Origin of the sequence: Brevundimonas sp. 1080 (genome assembly GCF_040545985.1) — a bacterium.
Taxonomy (GTDB): Bacteria; Pseudomonadota; Alphaproteobacteria; order Caulobacterales; family Caulobacteraceae; genus Brevundimonas.
On sequence record NZ_JBEPMW010000003.1, the window covers coordinates 55269 to 72674 of the forward strand.

Consider the following 17406-nt stretch of genomic DNA (forward strand, 5'->3'; position numbering starts at 1 on the left):
TTGACGCTATGGCAGAAAAAACAAATCGGCTGTCGATCTGTCTAATCAAAGACAGCTTCAAAGCACTCGAAGACATCGTGCCTGACATGGCTGGACACGTCATTGATGGTGTAGGCACCTTCTACGGTCAAAATTCCTTTGACCGTTCACCAGACTGGACCGCAGACTTTTTTGGCGGATCTTTGGACGACCACTTTAACTTTCGTACCGCGAGTTCGAAAGGCGTTCTGCTGGTAGAGGTCGAGCGCGAAGTCGAACCTCGTATTTTTGCGCTCGTTTTTGGTCACGGCCGTCATCTGATTGCAGACGGTGCAGTTGAAGAGCGATTTGGCCTGAAGGTTGTTCTGAACAGCGTTGAACGTAATAACTTAAGAAGTATCGACAAAACGGCGCTGGGAGCCGTTCCCAAACAGTCGCGCGAGCAGATGAGCCGAGAGGTTGATGCATCGAGCTTCGGGATTGACATAGAGCAGGACCTACTGAACTCCGTTACAGGACGGTCCAGCGATCCACGTCTAGGCAAAACGATCACTGGTCGTGATGCTCTGGCGCTTTCTGTTAAGGTCGATCTGACTGATGTAAAGCAATACCTCCCTGTCCTTCTCGACCTGTATGAGAGCGATGCCTACCGCGCGTCAGGCTTTGAGTGGATCGACCAAATCAAAGATGTTCGAGATAGTGGCAAGATAGCTGAACTGGATGATTGGCTTGTCGGTCGGATCGCTGCTGACGACATCGAAAAGATATGGATGGCACCCCCAAGCATCATTGATTGGGCCGATGTTGCTGGGTTTCGATATGGGGGTGCAAAGCGACCTGCTCTAAAGGCGGATCTCGAAACGTCCGAATTCTTGGAAATATTCGACGAGGCACCTTCGCTGGCAGACATTAAAGCCAAGCGGGTGCACGCAATTTCGGCAAAAGACGATAAGCCGACGGAATCTTGGAACGCATACCGGTGCCTCTACGCAGAAGCGCAACTGCCAGACGGCATGTTCATCCTGAACAACGGGAAATGGTATGAAATTGCCGCCGATTTCACTGAAGGAGTGTTGGCTGACTTTGACGGCATGGCGGAGAGCGATTTGATTTTGCCAGCGTTCGAGAGCGGGCGTGAAGGGGCATACAATGAGGCCGCTACTCTCACGCTCGATGGAGCCTGTTGCCTGGATGCCAATATGATTTCCCATGGCGGGGGGCACAGCAGTATTGAGTTCTGCGATATTTTCACGGCGGACAACCGGCTCGTTCACGTCAAGAAATACAGCGGTTCGGCCCAACTCAGCCACCTCTTCAACCAAGGCTTGGTATCCGGTGAGCTGTTTGTGTCTGCTCCAGATTTCCGAGATAAACTCAACGAGAAGTTGCCGCATAATCGCAAGCTAGCTGACACGAATGCACGGCCGTCAGCGAGCGATCATGAGGTTGTTTTTGCTATAATAATGCCACCGGGACGACCGCTAGAAATCCCGTTCTTCAGTAAAGTTAGCCTCCGCAACGCGCGTCGCCGCCTTGAAATGGGATTTGGCTTCAAAGTAACCAAGCTCAAGATAGAAAGTGTCCAGCCTGCCGCAGCTTGAGCTGTGCCCACTTTGCGTCTACCGCCTCCCGAACAGCTTCTCCAGATCGTGCAGCTTCAGCTCCACATAGGTGGGGCGGCCGTGGTTGCATTGGCCGGAGTGGGGGGTGGCTTCCATCTGGCGGAGAAGGGCGTTCATCTCCGGCGCCGAGAGGACGCGGCCGGAGCGGACGCTGCCGTGGCAGGCCATGGTGCCGCAGATGGCGGCGAGGCGTTCCTTGAGCGACAGGGCCTGGCCATGTTCGGACAGATCATCGGCGATGTCGCGGATCAGGCCCTGAACATCGGTGTCGCCCAGCATGGCGGGGGTCTCGCGCACCAGGACGGCGCCGGCGCCGAAGGCCTCGACGATCAGGCCCATCTCGGCCAGTTCCTCGGCCCGCCCGGCGACGCGTTCGGCCTCGGCGGGGTCCAGATCGACCACCTCGGGCGTCAGCAGGGCCTGGCGGGTCACGGCCCCCTCGGCCATCTGGGCCTTCATCCGCTCATAGATTAGCCGCTCGTGCGCCGCGTGCTGATCGACGATGACCAGACCATCTCGGGTCTGGGCGACGATATAGTTGGCGTGGAGCTGCCCCCGCGCGGCGCCCAGGGGGTAGTCGAGGGGGTCGGCGGGGGCGGGGTGAAGAGTGAGTCGTGAGTCGTGAGCGGATGGATCGCTCGCGGTCGGCTGCTGGGGCCATGACGGGCCGTCCCAGCCGGATTCGACGCGGGCGCTGCGTTCGTTGAGGCCGGGCAGAACCTGCGCGGCCGCAGCGGGCTGGGACCAGCCGGTCCAGCCGCTGAACCCTTGCGCCGACGGGGCGCTCGGGCTGTAGGCCGGGCCGGATGCGACGCCGGTGTGGGGCTGGAAACCCGCCTGAAAACTGGACAGGGCGTCGGCGGCGACGGTTGTTGAGGCGCGGTGGCCGGCGGCGTGGAGCGCGTGGCGCAGGGCGCCGACGATCAGGCCGCGCACCAGGGCCGGATCGCGGAACCGGACCTCGGCCTTGGCCGGGTGGACGTTGACGTCGACATAGAGCGGATCGATGTCGAGGAAGAGGACGGCGGCCGGGTGCCGGTCGCGCGCCAGGAAGTCGGCGTAGGCGCCGCGCAGGGCCCCTTGCAGCAGCCGGTCCTTCACCGGGCGGCCGTTGACGAACAGATACTGATGCGCCGCATTGCCGCGCGAATAGGTGGGCAGCCCGGCATAGCCGGACAGGCGCACGCCGTCGCGCTCTTGATCGATCAAGAGGGCGTTGGCCTCGAAGTCGCGGCCGAGCAGGGCGGACAGCCGCTTCAGACGGCCTTCGTCGCCCGGATGTTCGGCGGGTAGGCGCAGCGTGACCTTGCCGTCCAGCGACAGGGTGAAGGCGACGGCCTCGTGCGCCATGGCTTGGCGCTTGATCTCCTCGGAGATGGCCATGGCCTCGGACCGCTCGGACTTCATGAATTTTAGCCGGGCAGGGGTGGCGTAGAAGAGGTCGCGCACCTCGACCCGCGCGCCATGCGGCCCGGGGAAGGGGGCGGGGGCCAGGGGACGGGTCTCGCCGCCCTCGACCGTGATGGCCCAGGCGTCGGTCGCGTCACGCGAGCGGGTGGTGATGGACAGGCGGGCGACCGAGCCGATGGAGGGCAGGGCCTCGCCCCGGAAGCCCAGGGTGTGGATACGCAGCAGGTCCACGTCGCCGGCGTCGTCGGGCTCCAGCTTGGAGGTGGCGTGGCGTTCGATGGCCAGGGGCAGTTCTTCGCGCGGAATGCCCTTGCCGTCGTCGGCGATCAGGATGCGCGACAGGCCGCCGCCGTCGGCTTGGATCTCGATATTGCGCCCGCCGGCGTCCAGGGCGTTCTCGACCAGTTCCTTGATGGCGCTGGCCGGCCGCTCGACCACCTCGCCGGCGGCGATGCGATTGACGGTTTCGGGGGAAAGGCGGCGGATGGGCATGAGCAGGCGAAGATAGGGCGCGGCGGGGATTCGCGCCATGAGGCTTCGTCTCCTCCCGACGCTGCGGGGAGGAGACGTCGAGCGTCAGTCTTCGGTCTTGGACTTCGCGGCCTTCTTCGCCGGAGCCTTCTTGGCGGCCGGTTTCTTGGCGGCGGCCTTTTTCGGAGCGGCGGCCTTCTTGGCGGGCGCCTTCTTCTTGGGCGCGGCGCCGGCCTTGGCGGCCAGCAGTGGCAGGGCGTCTTCCAGGGTCAGGTCTTCGGGCGCCGTGCCCTTCGGCAGGGTGGCGTTGATCTTACCGGACTTGACGTAGGGCCCGAAGCGGCCGGCCATGACGTGGATCGGCTCGCCCGTTTCCGGGTGGGCGCCCAGGTCCTTGAGCGGGGCTGTCGCCGCGCCGCGACCGGGACGACCGGCGCGCTTCTCGGCCAGCAGGGCCACGGCGCGGTTCAGGCCGACCTCGAACACCTCGTCGATGTCCGACACATTGGCGTAGGTGCCGGCGTGCAGGACGAAGGGGCCGTAACGGCCCAGGCCCGCCGTGATCATCTTGCCGTCCTCGGGGTGCACCCCGACCTCGCGCGGCAAGGCTAGCAGGCGCAGCGCCTGGTCCAGCGTCAGCGAGGCCGGCGACCAGCCCTTGGGCACGGATGAGCGTTTGGGCTTGTCGCCCTCGGGCGGCGTGATTTCGACGTAGGGGCCGAAACGGCCGATCTTCAGCTGGACCGGCTGGCCCGTCTCCGGATCGACGCCCAGTTCGCGGTCGCCGCTCTCGGCCGAGCCGTCCTCAGCCGACGGGCTGGCGACGGGGCGAGTGTATTTGCACTCGGGATAGCGGTCGCAGCCGATGAAGGCGCCGAAGCGGCTGGTCTTCAGGCTGAGCTGGCCCTGGTGGCACAGGGGGCACTCGCGCGGATCGGTCCCGTCGCCCTTGTCCGGGAAGATGTGGGCGCCCAGGCTTTCGTTCAGGGCGTCCAAAATGGCGGTGGTGCGCAGTTCGCCGGCGGCTTGCGTCGCGGCGTGGAAGTCCTGCCAGAAGTTGCGCAGCAACACCTTCCAGTCCAGTTGACCGGCCGAGACCTCATCGAGCTGGGTCTCCAGCGCGGCGGTGAAGTCGTATTCGACCCACTTCCTGAAGAACTGCTCCAGGAAGGCCGTGACCAGCCGTCCCTTGTCCTCGGGATAGAAGCGGTTCTTGTCGACGCGGACGTATTCGCGGTCGCGCAGGGTCGACAGGGTCGAGGCGTAGGTCGAGGGGCGGCCGATGCCCAGCTCTTCCAGCTTCTTGACCAGGGTGGCTTCCGAATAGCGCGGGGGCGGTTCGGTGAAATGCTGATCGGTGCGGATGGCGTCGACCTTGGCCTTGGCGCCTTCCTTCAGGGCGGGCAGGCGGCTGGTGTCGTCGCTCTCGTCGTCTTCGGCGCCCTTCTGCTTTTCGTCGCGGCCTTCCTCATAGACGGCGAGGAAGCCGTCGAAGGTGACGACCTGGCCGGTGGCGCGCAGACCCGTCTGGCCGTCGGCGGTCTCGATGTCGACGGTGGTGCGGTCCATCCGGGCCGCCTCCATCTGCGAGGCGACCATCCGCTTCCAGATCAGCTCATAAAGGCGCTGAAGATCGGATTCGAGGCGCAGGCTGTCGGGATGGCGGGCGATGTTGGTCGGCCGGATCGCTTCGTGCGCTTCCTGAGCATTCTTGGCCTTGGTCTTGTAATAGCGCGGTTCTTGCGGGACGAAGGCCGGGCCGAACGCCTGGCTGATGACCTCGCGCGCCTGGGCGATGCCCTCGGGCGTGGTCTGGACGCCGTCGGTCCGCATATAGGTGATCAGGCCGCCGGTCTCGTCGACGCCCTCATACAGTTTCTGCGCCGCCTGCATGGTGCGCTGGGCCGAGAAGCCGAGCTTGCGCGCCGCCTCCTGTTGCAAGGTCGAGGTGGTGAAGGGCGGGGCCGGATTGCGGCGGACTGGCTTCTTCTCCACCGCATTGATTGTGAAATCGCCAGCGGCGATGGCCGCGCGGGCGGCGGAAGCCGTGGCCTCGTCCTTGATGTCCAGACGCTGGATGCGCTTGCCGGCGTGCTTGACCAGGCGGGCGGTGAAGGGCGGGCTGTCGGCGTTCAGGTCGGCCTCGATGGACCAGTATTCCTGAGCCTTGAACTTCTCGATCTCCATCTCGCGATCGACGACGATGCGCAGCGCCACGGATTGGACGCGGCCGGCCGAGCGGGCGCCCGGCAGCTTGCGCCACAGGACCGGCGAGAGGGTGAAGCCGACGAGGTAGTCCAGCGCGCGGCGGGCCAGATAGGCCTCGACCAGCTCCATGTCGATCTGACGCGGATTGGCCATGGCGTCGAGCACGGCGGACTTGGTGATGGCGTTGAAGGTGACGCGCTGGACCTCTGTGTCCTTCAGCGCCTTCTTCTTGTTCAGCACCTCCAGCACATGCCAGCTGATGGCTTCCCCTTCGCGGTCGGGGTCGGTCGCCAGGATGACGCGATCGGCGCGCTTGGCGGCCTCGGCGATCTCGGACAGGCGTTTGGCGCCCTTGGCGTCGGCCTCCCAATGCATGGAGAAGTCGTCGTCGGGCAGGACCGAGCCATCCTTGGACGGCAGATCGCGGACGTGGCCGTACGAGGCCAGGACCTCATAGTCCGAGCCCAGATACTTATTGATGGTCTTGGCCTTTGCGGGGCTCTCGACGATGACGAGGTTCATAACGGTCCGGTCTCGGGAAGGGGCGCGAACGTGGTTGGAGCGGAGCCGTGAGTCAATCGCACCTGACGTCTTACACCCTAGGGTAGTTGTTTTTTAGCGTGGCCCGGCTAGATTGTGGTCCTAGCAACGGAGACGATCATGGCGACGGCGCAACCTCAATCGGCCTGCGAAACGGATCGCCAGGCGAATATCGAAGCGGCGGCCTTTCCGACGCGGGAGTATATCGGCGCCATGGCGCTGGAAATGGCGCGGCTGGCGCGGGACGAGGGCGACGTGCGGCTGGCCAGCTTGCTGGAACAGGCGGCTGGCGTGGCGGGTCATCCGCCGATCTAAAGAGAAGCCAGACCGCCGGGCAGCAGATCGGCGCGGCAGGTCAGGCTGAGTTCCAGCAGGGCCGCGGCGACCTGAGACACCGGGGCGTTTAGGGCGCGGGCGATCTCGTCGCGCGGGGTGGGTGTCGGCGACAGCAGGGCGGCGACGCGGTCGAGGAAGGCGTCGTCGATGTCGCCGTCGAATCGCATCGGATCGGCAGGCGGCTCGCGCAGGGTGCGCAGGGTATTGAAGGCGCGGTCGATGTCCTCGACCCCCTCGCACAGGATGGCGCCCTGACGCAGCAGTTCATTGGGCCCGCGCGCGCGGGGATCCAGGGGCGATCCGGGCACGGCGAAGACATCGCGGCCCTGTTCGGCGGCGAGGCGGGCGGTGATCAGGGATCCGGACCGGACTTCCGCCTCGACCACCACGACGCCCCGCGACAGGCCGGAGATGATGCGGTTGCGGCGCGGGAAATCTCGGGCCTGAGCGCGGGCGCCGACCGGGCTCTCGGAGACGACGCAGCCTTGTTCCGTCAGGCGGGCGTAGAGGTCGGCGTGTTCGGACGGATAGATGTCGTTCACCCCGCCGCCCAGGACCGCGACAGTCCCGGTCGCCAAGGCGCCTTCGTGGGCGGCGGCGTCGATGCCGCGCGCCATGCCTGAGACGACGACATGACCGGCCTGACCGAGTTGCTGCGCCAGGCCGCGTGCGATTCGCTGACCGCCCGCCGAGGCGATGCGGGCGCCGACGATGGCGACCGAGGGCTGGTTCAGCAGATCGACGCGACCCCGCGTCCACAGGATCGGCGGCGGCGGGTCCAGCGCGGCGAGCATTTCGGGATAGTCGAGATCGCCCAGCACCAGCAGGCGTGCGCCGATGGCCTCGCCTGCGGCGATCTCGCGTTCGACCGCCTCGACGGGGGGTGGAATGGAGGCTGCGCCGGATTTGCGCACCAGATCGGGCAATGCGTCCAGCGCACTGAGGGCCGAGCCGTAGCGGCTGATCAGTTGGCTGAAGGCGACGGGGCCGATGCGGTCGGTGCGGGCGAGCCGCAGCCGGGCGAAGCGTTCGGCCGGGTCCAGGCTCACGCCTTCTTGGCCCCGATGCGCGGTTCCTCGCCCTTCAGCAGCCGGGCGATGTTCTGGTGATGTCGAACCCAGATCAGAACGGCGGCGAAGACGGTCAGGGCGAGGATTGGAAGGCTGACCGGCAGGCCGACGACGGCGAGCGGCAGAAGCGCCAGCAGCGGCGCGGTCGCCGATGAAATGAGCGCCGCCAGTGACGAATAGCGGAACAGGAAGGCGCAGAGCAGCCAGACCGCCCCCGCCATCAGGCCAAGCGGCCAGGCGGCGGCCAGCAACAGGCCATAAAAGGTGGCGACGCCCTTGCCGCCCTTGAAGCCCAGCCAGACGGGAAAGAGGTGGCCCAGGAAGGCCGCGCCGCCGGCGATGGCGCCGGCCAGTTCGCTGCCTAACAGATGACGGGCGATCAGCAGGGCGACCGCGCCCTTGCCGGCGTCCAGCAGCAAGGTGGCCAGGGCCAAATCCTTGCGGCCGGTGCGAAGGACATTTGTCGCGCCGATATTGCCCGAGCCGATGTTGCGCACGTCGCCGGCGCCGGCTGCACGCGTGAGCACCACGCCGAACGGAATCGAGCCGAGCAGATAGCCGCCCAGCGCCACCAGCGCCAAGGTCCCGAGAGCCGGGGCCACTAGATCCTGCACGTTGATTCGCTCCCCGCGTGTCGTTGCGGCAAAATGCGTCGCGGGGCGGCCGGGAGCAAGGGCGATCCGACCTCTTGACCCGATGATCGGCGCAGCGTTTGGTCGGCGAGTCTTTCCGGAGCCGATCCATGACCCGTATTTCCGCCGCCGCCGCCAGCCTGCTGTTGGTTTCGACGACAGGTTGCGTCGGGGCGCCGCCGGTGGCGCCAGCGCCGTCGTCGGGTCCGGCCATGGCGGCCTATTTTGACTGCGTGCGGGACGGCGGCGTGGCGATCTCGGCGCACAGGGCGGTCTCGGCGCTGGACCAGCCCGAGAACTCCATCGCCGCCATCGAGGCGACAGGCCGTTCGATCCCCAATGCGATCCTGGAGCTGGACGCCGTCCTGACCAAGGACCGGCATTTGGTTCTGATGCACGACGACACCATGGACCGGACGACCACGGGGCGCGGCCGGGTCGCGGACCTGACGTTGGCCCAGGTGAAACAGGCGCGGCTGAAGGCGTCGAACGGCGCCCTGACGCGCGCCGCGCCGCCGACGCTGGGCGAGGCGTTGGACGCCGCCGGACGCGTGGGGGCCATCGCCAGCATCGACCTGAAACCCTCGGACGGCGAGACCACGGTCGATCTGGCGCGGGCGGTGATCGATCAGGTGCGCAAGTCGCGGGCCGGTAACCGGGTGATCCTGATCACCTATAATGACGCCGATGCGCGGTCGGTGGCGGCCATGGCGCCGGAGATGATGATCTCAGCCGGGCTAAGCGGTGTGGAGGATCTGAGCGGGCTGAACCCGGCGCAGATCCTGGCCTGGACCGGCACGCGCGAGGAGCGTCCGGCGCTGTGGCGCGCCCTGCGCGAGGCCGGCGTCGAGGTTCAGTTCGGCACCCTGGGCGCCGAGGGCGTGCGCCGTGACGACCGCTACGCCGCCGACGGGGACGTTTCGGAATACCGCGATCTGGTGCGCCAGGGCGTCACGGTGATCGCCACCGACACGCCGCTGGCCGTCAAGTCGGTGCTGCGCGCCGAGGTAGCCAAGGCCGCGACGTGCGCGCGGCCGCGCTGAGTTGATCCTTAGAAGACCTTTCGGCCGCCCACCCAAGTTCCGATCAGCTTGCCCTGAAGTCGGCGGCCGTCGAACGGGGAGTTCTTGGACTTGGAGTGCAGGGCGTCGGCGTCGATGATGACGGGGGCACCGGCGTCGAACAGGATCAGGTCGGCGGGCGCGCCCTCGGCCAGCACGCCGGCGTCGAGGCCCAGCAGGGCTGCGGGGCCCTGAGTCAGGGGGCGCAGCACGTCGAGCAGGTCCAGACCATCTTCGTGATGCAGGGTCAGGGCGGCGGGCAGCAGGGTTTCCAGGCCGATCGCGCCGGGAGCGGCCTCGGCGAACGGGCGGCGCTTGTCCTCGGCCGGGGCGGGGGCGTGGGCGGAGGTGATGACGTCGATCAGGCCTTCGCGAACGGCTTCGATCAGGGCCTGGCGGTCGGCTTCGGAGCGCAGCGGCGGGTCCAGCCGGTAGAAGGTGCGATAATCGCCGATGTCGATCTCGTTGAAGCACAGGTGGTTGATCGAGACGCTGACAGCGACCTCCAGCCCCTTGGCGCGGGCGCGGGCCAGGGTGTCCAAGGCGCCCTCGGTCGAAATCTGATCGACGAGGAACCGCGCGCCGGTCTGTTCGACCAGGGCCAGGTCGCGCTCCAGGCCGATGCGTTCGGCGATGGCGGGGCTGCCGGACAGGCCGAGACGGGTGGCCAGTTCACCAGAGGCGGCGACCGCGCCTTCCGTCAGCCAGGGATCGGCCGGACGGCAGGCGATCAGGGCGTTGAAGGCGGCGGCGTAGCTCATCACCCGTTGCAGGGTGCGGCTGTTGACGATGACCTTGTCGCCGTCGGTGAAATACAGGGCGCCGGCCTCGTCCATCAGGCCGATCTCGGCCATGCGCTGACCGTCGAGGGCCTTGGTCGCGGCGCCTGCGGCGCGGACGTTGACGAGGTTCAGCGCCGCGCCGCGCCGCTGGATGAAGTCGATCATGGCCGGGTCGTCGACGGCGGGATCGCTGTCGGGTTGGACCACGATGGTCGTCACGCCCCCGGCGGCGGCGGCCAGGCTGGCGGACTTCAGCGTCTCCTTCGGCTCGGCGCCGGGTTCGCCGGTCTTGACCCGAATGTCAATCAGGCCGGGCGCGAGGCACAGACCGTCGGCGTCGATGATCTGGTCCGCCGCCAGATCCGGCGTCGGGCCGTGGATCACGCGCCTGATGCGACCGTCTTGCATAAGCAGGCCGCCGGGGCCGTCGTAGTCGGACGCGGGGTCCAGCAGACGGGCGTTGATGATGGCGACGGTGGTCATCGGGCGTCTCCCCAACGGGCGGAGAGGGAGGCCAGCACGGCCATGCGGGCGGCGACGCCCATCTCGACCTGGTCCTGGATCAGGGAAACGTCCAGGTCGTCGGCCACGTCGGAGTCGATCTCGACGCCGCGGTTCATCGGGCCCGGGTGCATGACCCGGGCGCCCGGATTGGCCCAGGCCAGCTTTTCGCGATCCAGGCCCCAGAAGCGGAAATATTCGCGGGTCGAGGGGACCAGGGCGCCGGCCATCCGCTCCAGCTGAAGCCGCAGCATCATGACCACGTCGCAGCCTTTCAGACCTTCGCGCATGTCATGGAAGACCTCGCACCCCCAGCGGTCGGCGTCGCCGGGCACCAGGGTCGGCGGGCCGATCAGGCGGACGCGCGCCCCCATCATCTGCAGCATGGCGACGTTCGAGCGGGCCACGCGGCTGTGGGTGATGTCGCCGCAGATGGCCACGGTCAGGCTGGTCACATCGCCAAAGGCGCGGCGCATGGACAGCAGATCCAGCAGGGCCTGGGTCGGGTGTTCGTGGCGGCCGTCACCGGCGTTGACGACGGCGCAGCCGACCTTCTGGCTCAGCAGCTCCGCCGCGCCCGAGGCCGAGTGACGGATGACGAGGATGTCGGGCTTCATGGCGTTCAGGGTGACCGCCGTGTCGATCAGGGTTTCGCCCTTCTTCACCGAGGATGAGGCGACCGGCATGGTGACGACGTCCGCGCCCAGCCGCTTGGCGGCGATCTCGAAAGACGAGCTGGTGCGGGTCGAGTTTTCGAAGAACAGGTTCACGACCGTGCGGCCGTGCAGCAGGTCCAAGGCTTTGGACGACTGGCGATTGAAGTCGACGAAGGCGTCGCCCAGGTCCAGCAACTGCGGCGTCACATACGGATCGAGGTCCGATGCGGCCAGGAAGTGCGGTTTGGGGAACGGAACCAGCCGGTCGCGGATGGTCTGATCGGTGACTTGAGCGGGCTGGGTCATCGAGACGCGGCTATATGCGGGAGTCGCTCCCATTGCCAGTATGCGGCGCCAGTCAGGTGAAGTGGAACAGGGCCAGCAGGATGGGAATGACCACGGCGCTGCCTACGGTGGTCAGGGCGATGACGCCGGCGATCAGGGGGGCGTCGCCGCCCATCTGGCGCGCCAGGATGTAGGAGGCGGCCGAGCCGGGCGCGGCGCCGCAGATCAGGGCGATGCCCTGCGCCAGGCTGTCGCCGCCCAGGGCCCAGGCGATGAACCACATCAGCGGCGGCATGATCCCGAGTTTGACCAGGCTGACAGCGGCGATGGTGGTGCGGCGGCGTTTGACTTCGGCGAAGGACAGACCCGCCCCGGCGACGATCAGGCCCAAGGGCAGGGCGGCGGCGCCCAGCAGGTCCATCGCATCCGACAGGCCAGGGATCAACGGCACGCGCAACAGATTCAGCGCCAGGCCGATCAGGCAGGCCAGCAGGATCGGATTGGCCAGCATCGACTTGGTCAGGCCGACGACCGACGGCTCGCGGCGCAGCGAACCCCATTTCGCCAGCACGGCGACGCAGGCGATGTTGGTGACGGGAATGATGAAGGCGATGGCGACGGCGGCCAGCGCCGTGCCTTCCGAGCCATAGACCGACTGGATCACCGGCACGAAGACGAAGCTGTTCCAGCGGATCACGCCCTGAAAGACGCTGGTGTAGGCCGGGCCGTCCAGGGTGATCAGGGGCTTGGACGCCAGGGTTGCCGCCGCCACGATTAGGGTCGCGCCCACCGCCGCTGCGCCTGCTACGGTCGCCCCGCCGCCGGCGAGGTCGGCGTGCCAGATCGCGGGGATCAGGAAGCTGGGATAGAAGATGTTGATCGACAGCTTCTCGATCGGCCGCCAAGCCTCGTCAGGCAGGAAACCGGACTTTCTGAGGCCGTAGCCCAGGGCGATCATCAGAAAGACCGGCAGGACGCCGGCGATCAGGGCCGTCAAACCCAGGTCGCCTGGTCCCGAACCCGATCCAGCGCCCCTTGCAGGATCCAGGCGGCGGCGGTGCGGTCCACGACCTGGGCGCGGCGTTTGCGGTTCAGGTCCAGATCCTCGATCAGGAAGCGCTCGACCGCGCTGGTGGACAGCCGCTCGTCCCAGAAGGCGATGTTGACGGGCCGCAGCCGCTCCAGATTGCGGGCGAAGGCGCGGCACGACTGGGCGCGCGGGCCTTCCGTGCCGTCCATGTTGGCGGGCAGGCCGATGACCAGGGCCGAAACCTTGCGATGCGCCATCAGCTTGAACAGGTGTTCCGCTTCCTGCGTGAACTTGGACTTGCGGACCAACTCCAGCGGCGAGGCGATCAGGCGCGTGGAATCCGACACGGCGACGCCGATGGTCTTCTCGCCCAGATCCAGCCCCATCCACGGCGTGTCGGGCGGGCAAGCGGCGGGCAGGTCGAGGAGGTCGAGGACGGGCACGGCCTGCGGTTAGGACTGGCGCGGGCCGAAGTCAAAGGCGATGGTGAAGACGATCGACAGGAAGGACGATGACATGCGCATGGCGACAGCGGCGATGACGGCTTTCGGGCTGGTGCTCAGTGGGTGCGGACAGTCCGACGCGCCGGCCGAGACCCCGGCCGCACAGGATACTCAGATCGCGGCAGCCGCGCCGACGCCGAGTGCGATCACGCGTGCGTCTCCGCCCCCGACCGCCAAGCCGGTCGGGCCTGCCGAACGGCGCACGGCCGCTGCACGCGAAGAGATCGGCACGGCGGCCGACGTCTCGCAGTTGCAGGCCCTGCCGGATCAGAACGCCAAGGTCTTCAGCCTGTCGGGCGGCGATCCGGCGGTGAATGGTCTGGTGACCTATTTCGCCCTGTTCGGCGGTTCGGCCGAGGGCTGGCGCGCCTATGCTCTGGGCGACTATGCCGAATGGAAGGTCGTGGAGGCGAAGGCCGGTCGCGTGGTCCTGGCGGTGCGTCAGGACACGGCGGGGCCGAACGGCGACATCCTGAAAGTGGAGCGCACCGTGCAGATCGACTTCCCGCCGAGCGGCGGGACGCCGCCGGATGCCGTGTCCGTAAGCACGTCGCAGTGAGATCACGCCTGACGACGGGCGGCTGATCCTTGTGAATCCCAGTGCGGGCGGCTAATCCGACCGCTTCGTTTTCATTTTGTGTGTTGGAGGGCCGCATGGCCATCGACGCTGCGACGGTGCGCAAGGTTGCGCATCTCGCCCGCATCAAGACCCCCGAGGACCGGCTGGAGCCGCTGGCGCAGGAGCTGAACGGCATCCTGGCCTGGATCGAGCAGTTGGATCAGGTGGATGTCGAAGGCGTGGAGCCGATGACCTCGAACGTCGCCCAGCCGCTGCGCCTGCGCGACGACGTCGTCACCGACGGCGCCAAGGTCGATGCGGTCTTGTCGAATGCGCCCAAGTCGGCGGACGGCTTCTTCGTCGTGCCCAAGGTGGTCGAATAGTCATGAGCGACCTGACGAAACTGACCCTGAAGGGCGCCGTCGACGGGCTGAAGGCCAAGGACTTCACCTCGGCCGAAATCACCCAGGCCTTCCTGACCAGTATCGAGGCCTCGAACCCGACGCTGAACGCCTATGTCGCGGTGACGGCGGACAAGGCCATGGACATGGCGCGCGCGTCCGACGCCCGCATCGCCGCCGGCCAGGGCGGGGCGCTGGAAGGCGCGCCGCTGGGGATCAAGGACCTGTTCTGCACCGAGGGCGTACAGACGACGGCCGGCTCCAACATGCTGCGCGGCTTCGTGCCGCCGTATGAATCGACCGTCACCGCAAATCTGTGGCGCGACGGGGCGGTCATGCTGGGCAAGCTGAACATGGACGAATTCGCCATGGGCTCGTCCAACGAGACCTCGGCCTTCGGGCCGGTCAAGAACCCCTGGAAGTCGACCGGCTCCAACGCCGATCTGACGCCGGGCGGTTCGTCGGGCGGTTCGGCCTCGGCCGTCGCGGCCGATCTGTGCCTGGCCGCCACCGCATCGGACACCGGCGGCTCGATCCGCCAGCCCGCCGCCTTTACCGGCACGGTTGGGATCAAGCCCACCTATGGCCGCGCCAGCCGCTTCGGCATGGTGGCCTTCGCCTCGTCGCTCGACCAGGCCGGTCCGATCACCAAGACGGTCGAGGACGCGGCCCTGCTGCTGCAATCCATGTGCTCGTTCGACGCCAAGGATTCGACCAGCCTGGACATCGCCACGCCCGACTGGACGCAATCGGTCAGCAAGTCGGTCAAGGGGCTGCGTATCGGCGTGCCGCGCGAATATGTCGTGGACGGGATGCCGGCCGAGATCCAGACCCTGTGGGACCAAGGCGTGGCCTGGCTGAAGGACGCCGGCTGCGAGATCGTGGAGATCAGCCTGCCGCACACCAAATACGCCCTGCCGACCTACTATATCGTGGCGCCGGCCGAGGCCTCGTCGAACCTGGCTCGCTACGACGGGATGCGGTTCGGGCATCGGGCGGAGGACTTCAAGTCGCTGGACGACCTGTACGCCACCTCGCGCGCCGAGGGCTTCGGCAAGGAGGTCCAGCGTCGCCTGACCATCGGCGCCTATGTGCTGTCGGCCGGCTTCTACGACGCCTACTACGTCAAGGCGCTGAAGGTGCGTCGCCGCATCGCCGAGGACTTCGACAACGTCTGGGGCCAGGTGGATGCCATCCTGACGCCATCGACGCCGTCGGCTGCGTTCGCGCTGGGCGACAAGCAGATCGACCCGCTGACCATGTATCTGAACGACGTCTTCACGGTGACGACCAACCTGGCCGGCCTGCCGGGCATTTCGGTGCCGGCAGGCGTGGACGCCGGCGGCCTGCCGCTGGGGCTTCAGGTCATCGGCAAGGCGCTGGACGAGGCGACGGTCTTCCAGGTCGGCGCCGCGCTGGAACGGGCGGCGGGCTTCACGGCCAAGCCGGGCAAGTGGTGGTGAGCATGAGCGACAATACCAAGACCATCAAAGGCCGCACCGGCGATTGGGAAATCGTCATGGGCCTGGAAATCCACGCCCAGGTGGCGTCGAAGGCCAAGCTGTTCTCCGGCGCCGCCGTCGGCTTCGGCGCGGGACCGAACGAGCAGGTGTCGCTGGTCGATGCGGGCTTTCCCGGCATGTTGCCGACGCTGAACAAACACTGCGTCGAACAGGCGGTGAAGACGGGCCTGGGCCTGCGCGCGCAGATCAACCGCCGCAGCCAGTTCGACCGCAAGAACTACTTCTATCCCGACCTGCCGACCGGCTATCAGATCAGCCAGCTCTATTACCCCATCGTGGGTGAAGGCGTGGTCGAGGTGGAGGCCGAGAACGGCAGCTTCTTCAACGTCGGCATCGAGCGGCTGCACCTGGAGCAGGATGCGGGCAAGCTGATCCACGACCTGTCGCCGACCGAAAGCTATGTCGACCTGAACCGGGCCGGCACGGCGCTGATGGAGATCGTATCGCGTCCCGACCTGCGCACGCCGGACGAGGCGGTGGCCTATGTGAAGAAGATCCGGACCATCCTGATCTATCTGGGCACCTGCGACGGCGACATGGAGAAGGGCAATCTGCGGGCCGACGTGAACGTGTCGGTTTGCCGGGCCGGCAACTACGACAAGTTCAAGGAGACGGGCGACTTCAGCTATCTGGGGACGCGCTGCGAGATCAAGAACGTCAACAGCTTCCGCTTCATTTCTCAGGCGATCCAGTATGAAGCGCGCCGCCAGATCGAGATCCTGGAGGACGGCGGTTCGATCATTCAGGAGACGCGCCTGTACGACCCGACGGCCGGCGAGACGCGTTCGATGCGGTCCAAGGAAGAGGCGCAGGACTATCGCTACTTCCCCGATCCCGACCTGCTGCCGCTGGATCTGGAAGAGGCCTGGATCGCAGAGATCAAGGCGTCGCTGCCCGAGCTGCCGGACGACAAGCGCAAGCGTCTGATGGCGGACTATGGCCTGTCGCAATACGACGCCATCGTACTGATCTCGGAACAGGCGAAGGCTGACTATTTCGAAGCCGCCGCCAAGGGTCGCGACGCCAAGCTGGTGTCGAACTGGGTCACCAACGAGGTTTCGGCGCGCCTGGCGGCCGAGGGCAAGGACTTCAGCCAGAACCCGCTGCCGGCGGCGCACGTTGCGCAGCTGGTGGAGTTGATCGAGACGAACGTCATCTCGTCCAAGATCGCAAAGGAAGTGTTCGATCACGTCTGGAACGGCGAAGGTTCGCCGGCCGAGGTGGTCGAGAAGCACGGCCTGAAACAGGTCACCGACACCGGCGCCATTGAAAAGGCCGTGGACGAGATCATAGCCGCCAATCCGGACAAGGCGGCGGCCGTGGCTGAAAAGCCCCAGGCCATCGGCTGGTTCGTCGGTCAGGTCATGAAGGCCACGGGCGGCAAGGCCAATCCGGCGGCGGTCAACGACATCCTGAAGGCCAAGCTGGGTTTGTAAGGCGAGGCGTCGAACGAAAAGCAAAGGCCCTGCGGAGCGATCCGCAGGGCCTTTTTCATTTCCGGGCTCAGGCCGACGGCGGGACGGGCGGCGCCGGCGGTGCGGGGGGAGCCGGCGGCGCAGGCGGGACGGGGGCGTCCGGGTCGGTTGGCGCTGGCGGAACGGGCGGTGCAGGCGGCGGGGGCGGCGCAGAGTCATCGACAGGAGGCGGCGCCGGGGGCGCGGGCGGCGCAGGCACGGCGGGATCGATCGGCGGCGGGGCCGGGTGATGCGGAATCTGATGATCGACCGGCGGGGGCGGCGGAGGCGGCGGCGCGCTGGGCGCTTGCTGGGCGGTTGCGGCGCCGGCCAGCAGCATCGAGGCGGCCAAGGCGGTCAGTGCGATCTTCATCAGGACATGT

16 protein-coding genes are annotated in these 17406 nt (G+C 66.9%); 7 read left to right on the plus strand and 9 right to left on the minus strand.

The genetic code is table 11. The features are described 5' to 3' along the window. The first annotated feature begins 8 nt into the window (after positions 1–8). The gene (locus ABIC32_RS10780; RefSeq protein ID WP_354074160.1) at positions 9–1580 is read left to right on the plus strand and encodes a TIGR04141 family sporadically distributed protein; all 1572 of its coding nucleotides are present in this window, start codon (positions 9–11) and stop codon (positions 1578–1580) included. An 18-nt stretch (positions 1581–1598) separates the two neighbouring features. Here the strand turns inward: ABIC32_RS10780 and mutL are convergent, their stop codons facing one another. Both mutL and topA read right to left on the minus strand, forming a co-directional pair. Next, positions 1599–3503: a DNA mismatch repair endonuclease MutL gene (gene mutL, locus ABIC32_RS10785; protein ID WP_354074579.1), complete on the minus strand. Its 1905-nt coding sequence runs from the start codon at positions 3501–3503 to the stop codon at positions 1599–1601. 84 nt (positions 3504–3587) lie between these two features. Further along, the gene (gene topA, locus ABIC32_RS10790) at positions 3588–6212 is read right to left on the minus strand and encodes a type I DNA topoisomerase (RefSeq protein WP_354074161.1); all 2625 of its coding nucleotides are present in this window, start codon (positions 6210–6212) and stop codon (positions 3588–3590) included. A 138-nt stretch (positions 6213–6350) separates the two neighbouring features. Here topA and ABIC32_RS10795 point away from each other — a divergent pair, with 138 nt between their 5' ends. Beyond that, positions 6351–6545: a hypothetical protein gene (locus ABIC32_RS10795; RefSeq protein WP_313446990.1), complete on the plus strand. Its 195-nt coding sequence runs from the start codon at positions 6351–6353 to the stop codon at positions 6543–6545. On the opposite strand, the gene dprA is transcribed toward ABIC32_RS10795, so the two are convergent. Together dprA and plsY are read right to left on the minus strand one after the other, a co-directional pair. After that, positions 6542–7615: a DNA-processing protein DprA gene (gene dprA / locus ABIC32_RS10800; RefSeq protein WP_354074162.1), complete on the minus strand. Its 1074-nt coding sequence runs from the start codon at positions 7613–7615 to the stop codon at positions 6542–6544. The genes ABIC32_RS10795 and dprA overlap by 4 nt on opposite strands. Beyond that, on the minus strand, positions 7612–8250 hold the full coding sequence (gene plsY / locus ABIC32_RS10805; protein WP_354074163.1) for a glycerol-3-phosphate 1-O-acyltransferase PlsY: 639 nt from the start codon (positions 8248–8250) through the stop codon (positions 7612–7614). Before plsY ends, dprA begins: the two co-directional genes overlap by 4 nt. A 128-nt stretch (positions 8251–8378) precedes the next feature. Between plsY and ABIC32_RS10810 the strand changes: the two genes are divergently transcribed. Next, the gene (locus ABIC32_RS10810; protein WP_354074164.1) at positions 8379–9311 is read left to right on the plus strand and encodes a glycerophosphodiester phosphodiesterase family protein; all 933 of its coding nucleotides are present in this window, start codon (positions 8379–8381) and stop codon (positions 9309–9311) included. 8 nt (positions 9312–9319) lie between these two features. On the opposite strand, the gene pyrC is transcribed toward ABIC32_RS10810, so the two are convergent. Genes pyrC through ruvX form a run of 4 tightly spaced genes read right to left on the minus strand, consistent with a single transcriptional unit; the run spans position 9320 to position 13026 of the window. After that, positions 9320–10594: a dihydroorotase gene (pyrC, locus tag ABIC32_RS10815; RefSeq protein ID WP_354074165.1), complete on the minus strand. Its 1275-nt coding sequence runs from the start codon at positions 10592–10594 to the stop codon at positions 9320–9322. Continuing rightward, positions 10591–11574: an aspartate carbamoyltransferase catalytic subunit gene (locus ABIC32_RS10820; RefSeq protein ID WP_295193010.1), complete on the minus strand. Its 984-nt coding sequence runs from the start codon at positions 11572–11574 to the stop codon at positions 10591–10593. The genes pyrC and ABIC32_RS10820 overlap by 4 nt, the downstream gene beginning before the upstream one ends. A gap of 52 nt (positions 11575–11626) precedes the next feature. Continuing rightward, positions 11627–12550 (minus strand): AEC family transporter, encoded by a 924-nt coding sequence (locus tag ABIC32_RS10825; protein ID WP_354074166.1) that lies wholly within the window; start codon positions 12548–12550, stop codon positions 11627–11629. Beyond that, positions 12547–13026 carry a Holliday junction resolvase RuvX gene (ruvX, locus tag ABIC32_RS10830; protein ID WP_295216840.1) on the minus strand — a complete coding sequence of 160 codons (480 nt, stop codon included), beginning with the start codon at positions 13024–13026 and terminating at the stop codon, positions 12547–12549. The genes ABIC32_RS10825 and ruvX overlap by 4 nt, the downstream gene beginning before the upstream one ends. 73 nt (positions 13027–13099) lie before the next feature. Here ruvX and ABIC32_RS10835 point away from each other — a divergent pair, with 73 nt between their 5' ends. The 4 genes from ABIC32_RS10835 (at position 13100) to gatB (ending at position 17005) form a co-directional block, all read left to right on the plus strand. Then, positions 13100–13645, plus strand: a complete 546-nt coding sequence (locus ABIC32_RS10835; protein WP_354074167.1) for a hypothetical protein — start codon at positions 13100–13102, stop codon at positions 13643–13645. Between the two features lie 95 nt (positions 13646–13740). After that, complete coding sequence (gene gatC / locus ABIC32_RS10840) at positions 13741–14028, plus strand: Asp-tRNA(Asn)/Glu-tRNA(Gln) amidotransferase subunit GatC (protein WP_039247681.1); 288 nt, start codon at positions 13741–13743, stop codon at positions 14026–14028. A gap of 2 nt (positions 14029–14030) precedes the next feature. After that, positions 14031–15509: an Asp-tRNA(Asn)/Glu-tRNA(Gln) amidotransferase subunit GatA gene (gene gatA / locus ABIC32_RS10845; protein ID WP_354074168.1), complete on the plus strand. Its 1479-nt coding sequence runs from the start codon at positions 14031–14033 to the stop codon at positions 15507–15509. A 2-nt stretch (positions 15510–15511) separates the two neighbouring features. Next, complete coding sequence (gene gatB, locus ABIC32_RS10850) at positions 15512–17005, plus strand: Asp-tRNA(Asn)/Glu-tRNA(Gln) amidotransferase subunit GatB (RefSeq protein WP_354074169.1); 1494 nt, start codon at positions 15512–15514, stop codon at positions 17003–17005. Between the two features lie 67 nt (positions 17006–17072). Here gatB and ABIC32_RS10855 read toward each other — a convergent pair whose 3' ends face one another. Continuing rightward, the gene (locus ABIC32_RS10855) at positions 17073–17396 is read right to left on the minus strand and encodes a hypothetical protein (RefSeq protein ID WP_354074170.1); all 324 of its coding nucleotides are present in this window, start codon (positions 17394–17396) and stop codon (positions 17073–17075) included. Positions 17397–17406 lie beyond the last annotated feature (10 nt).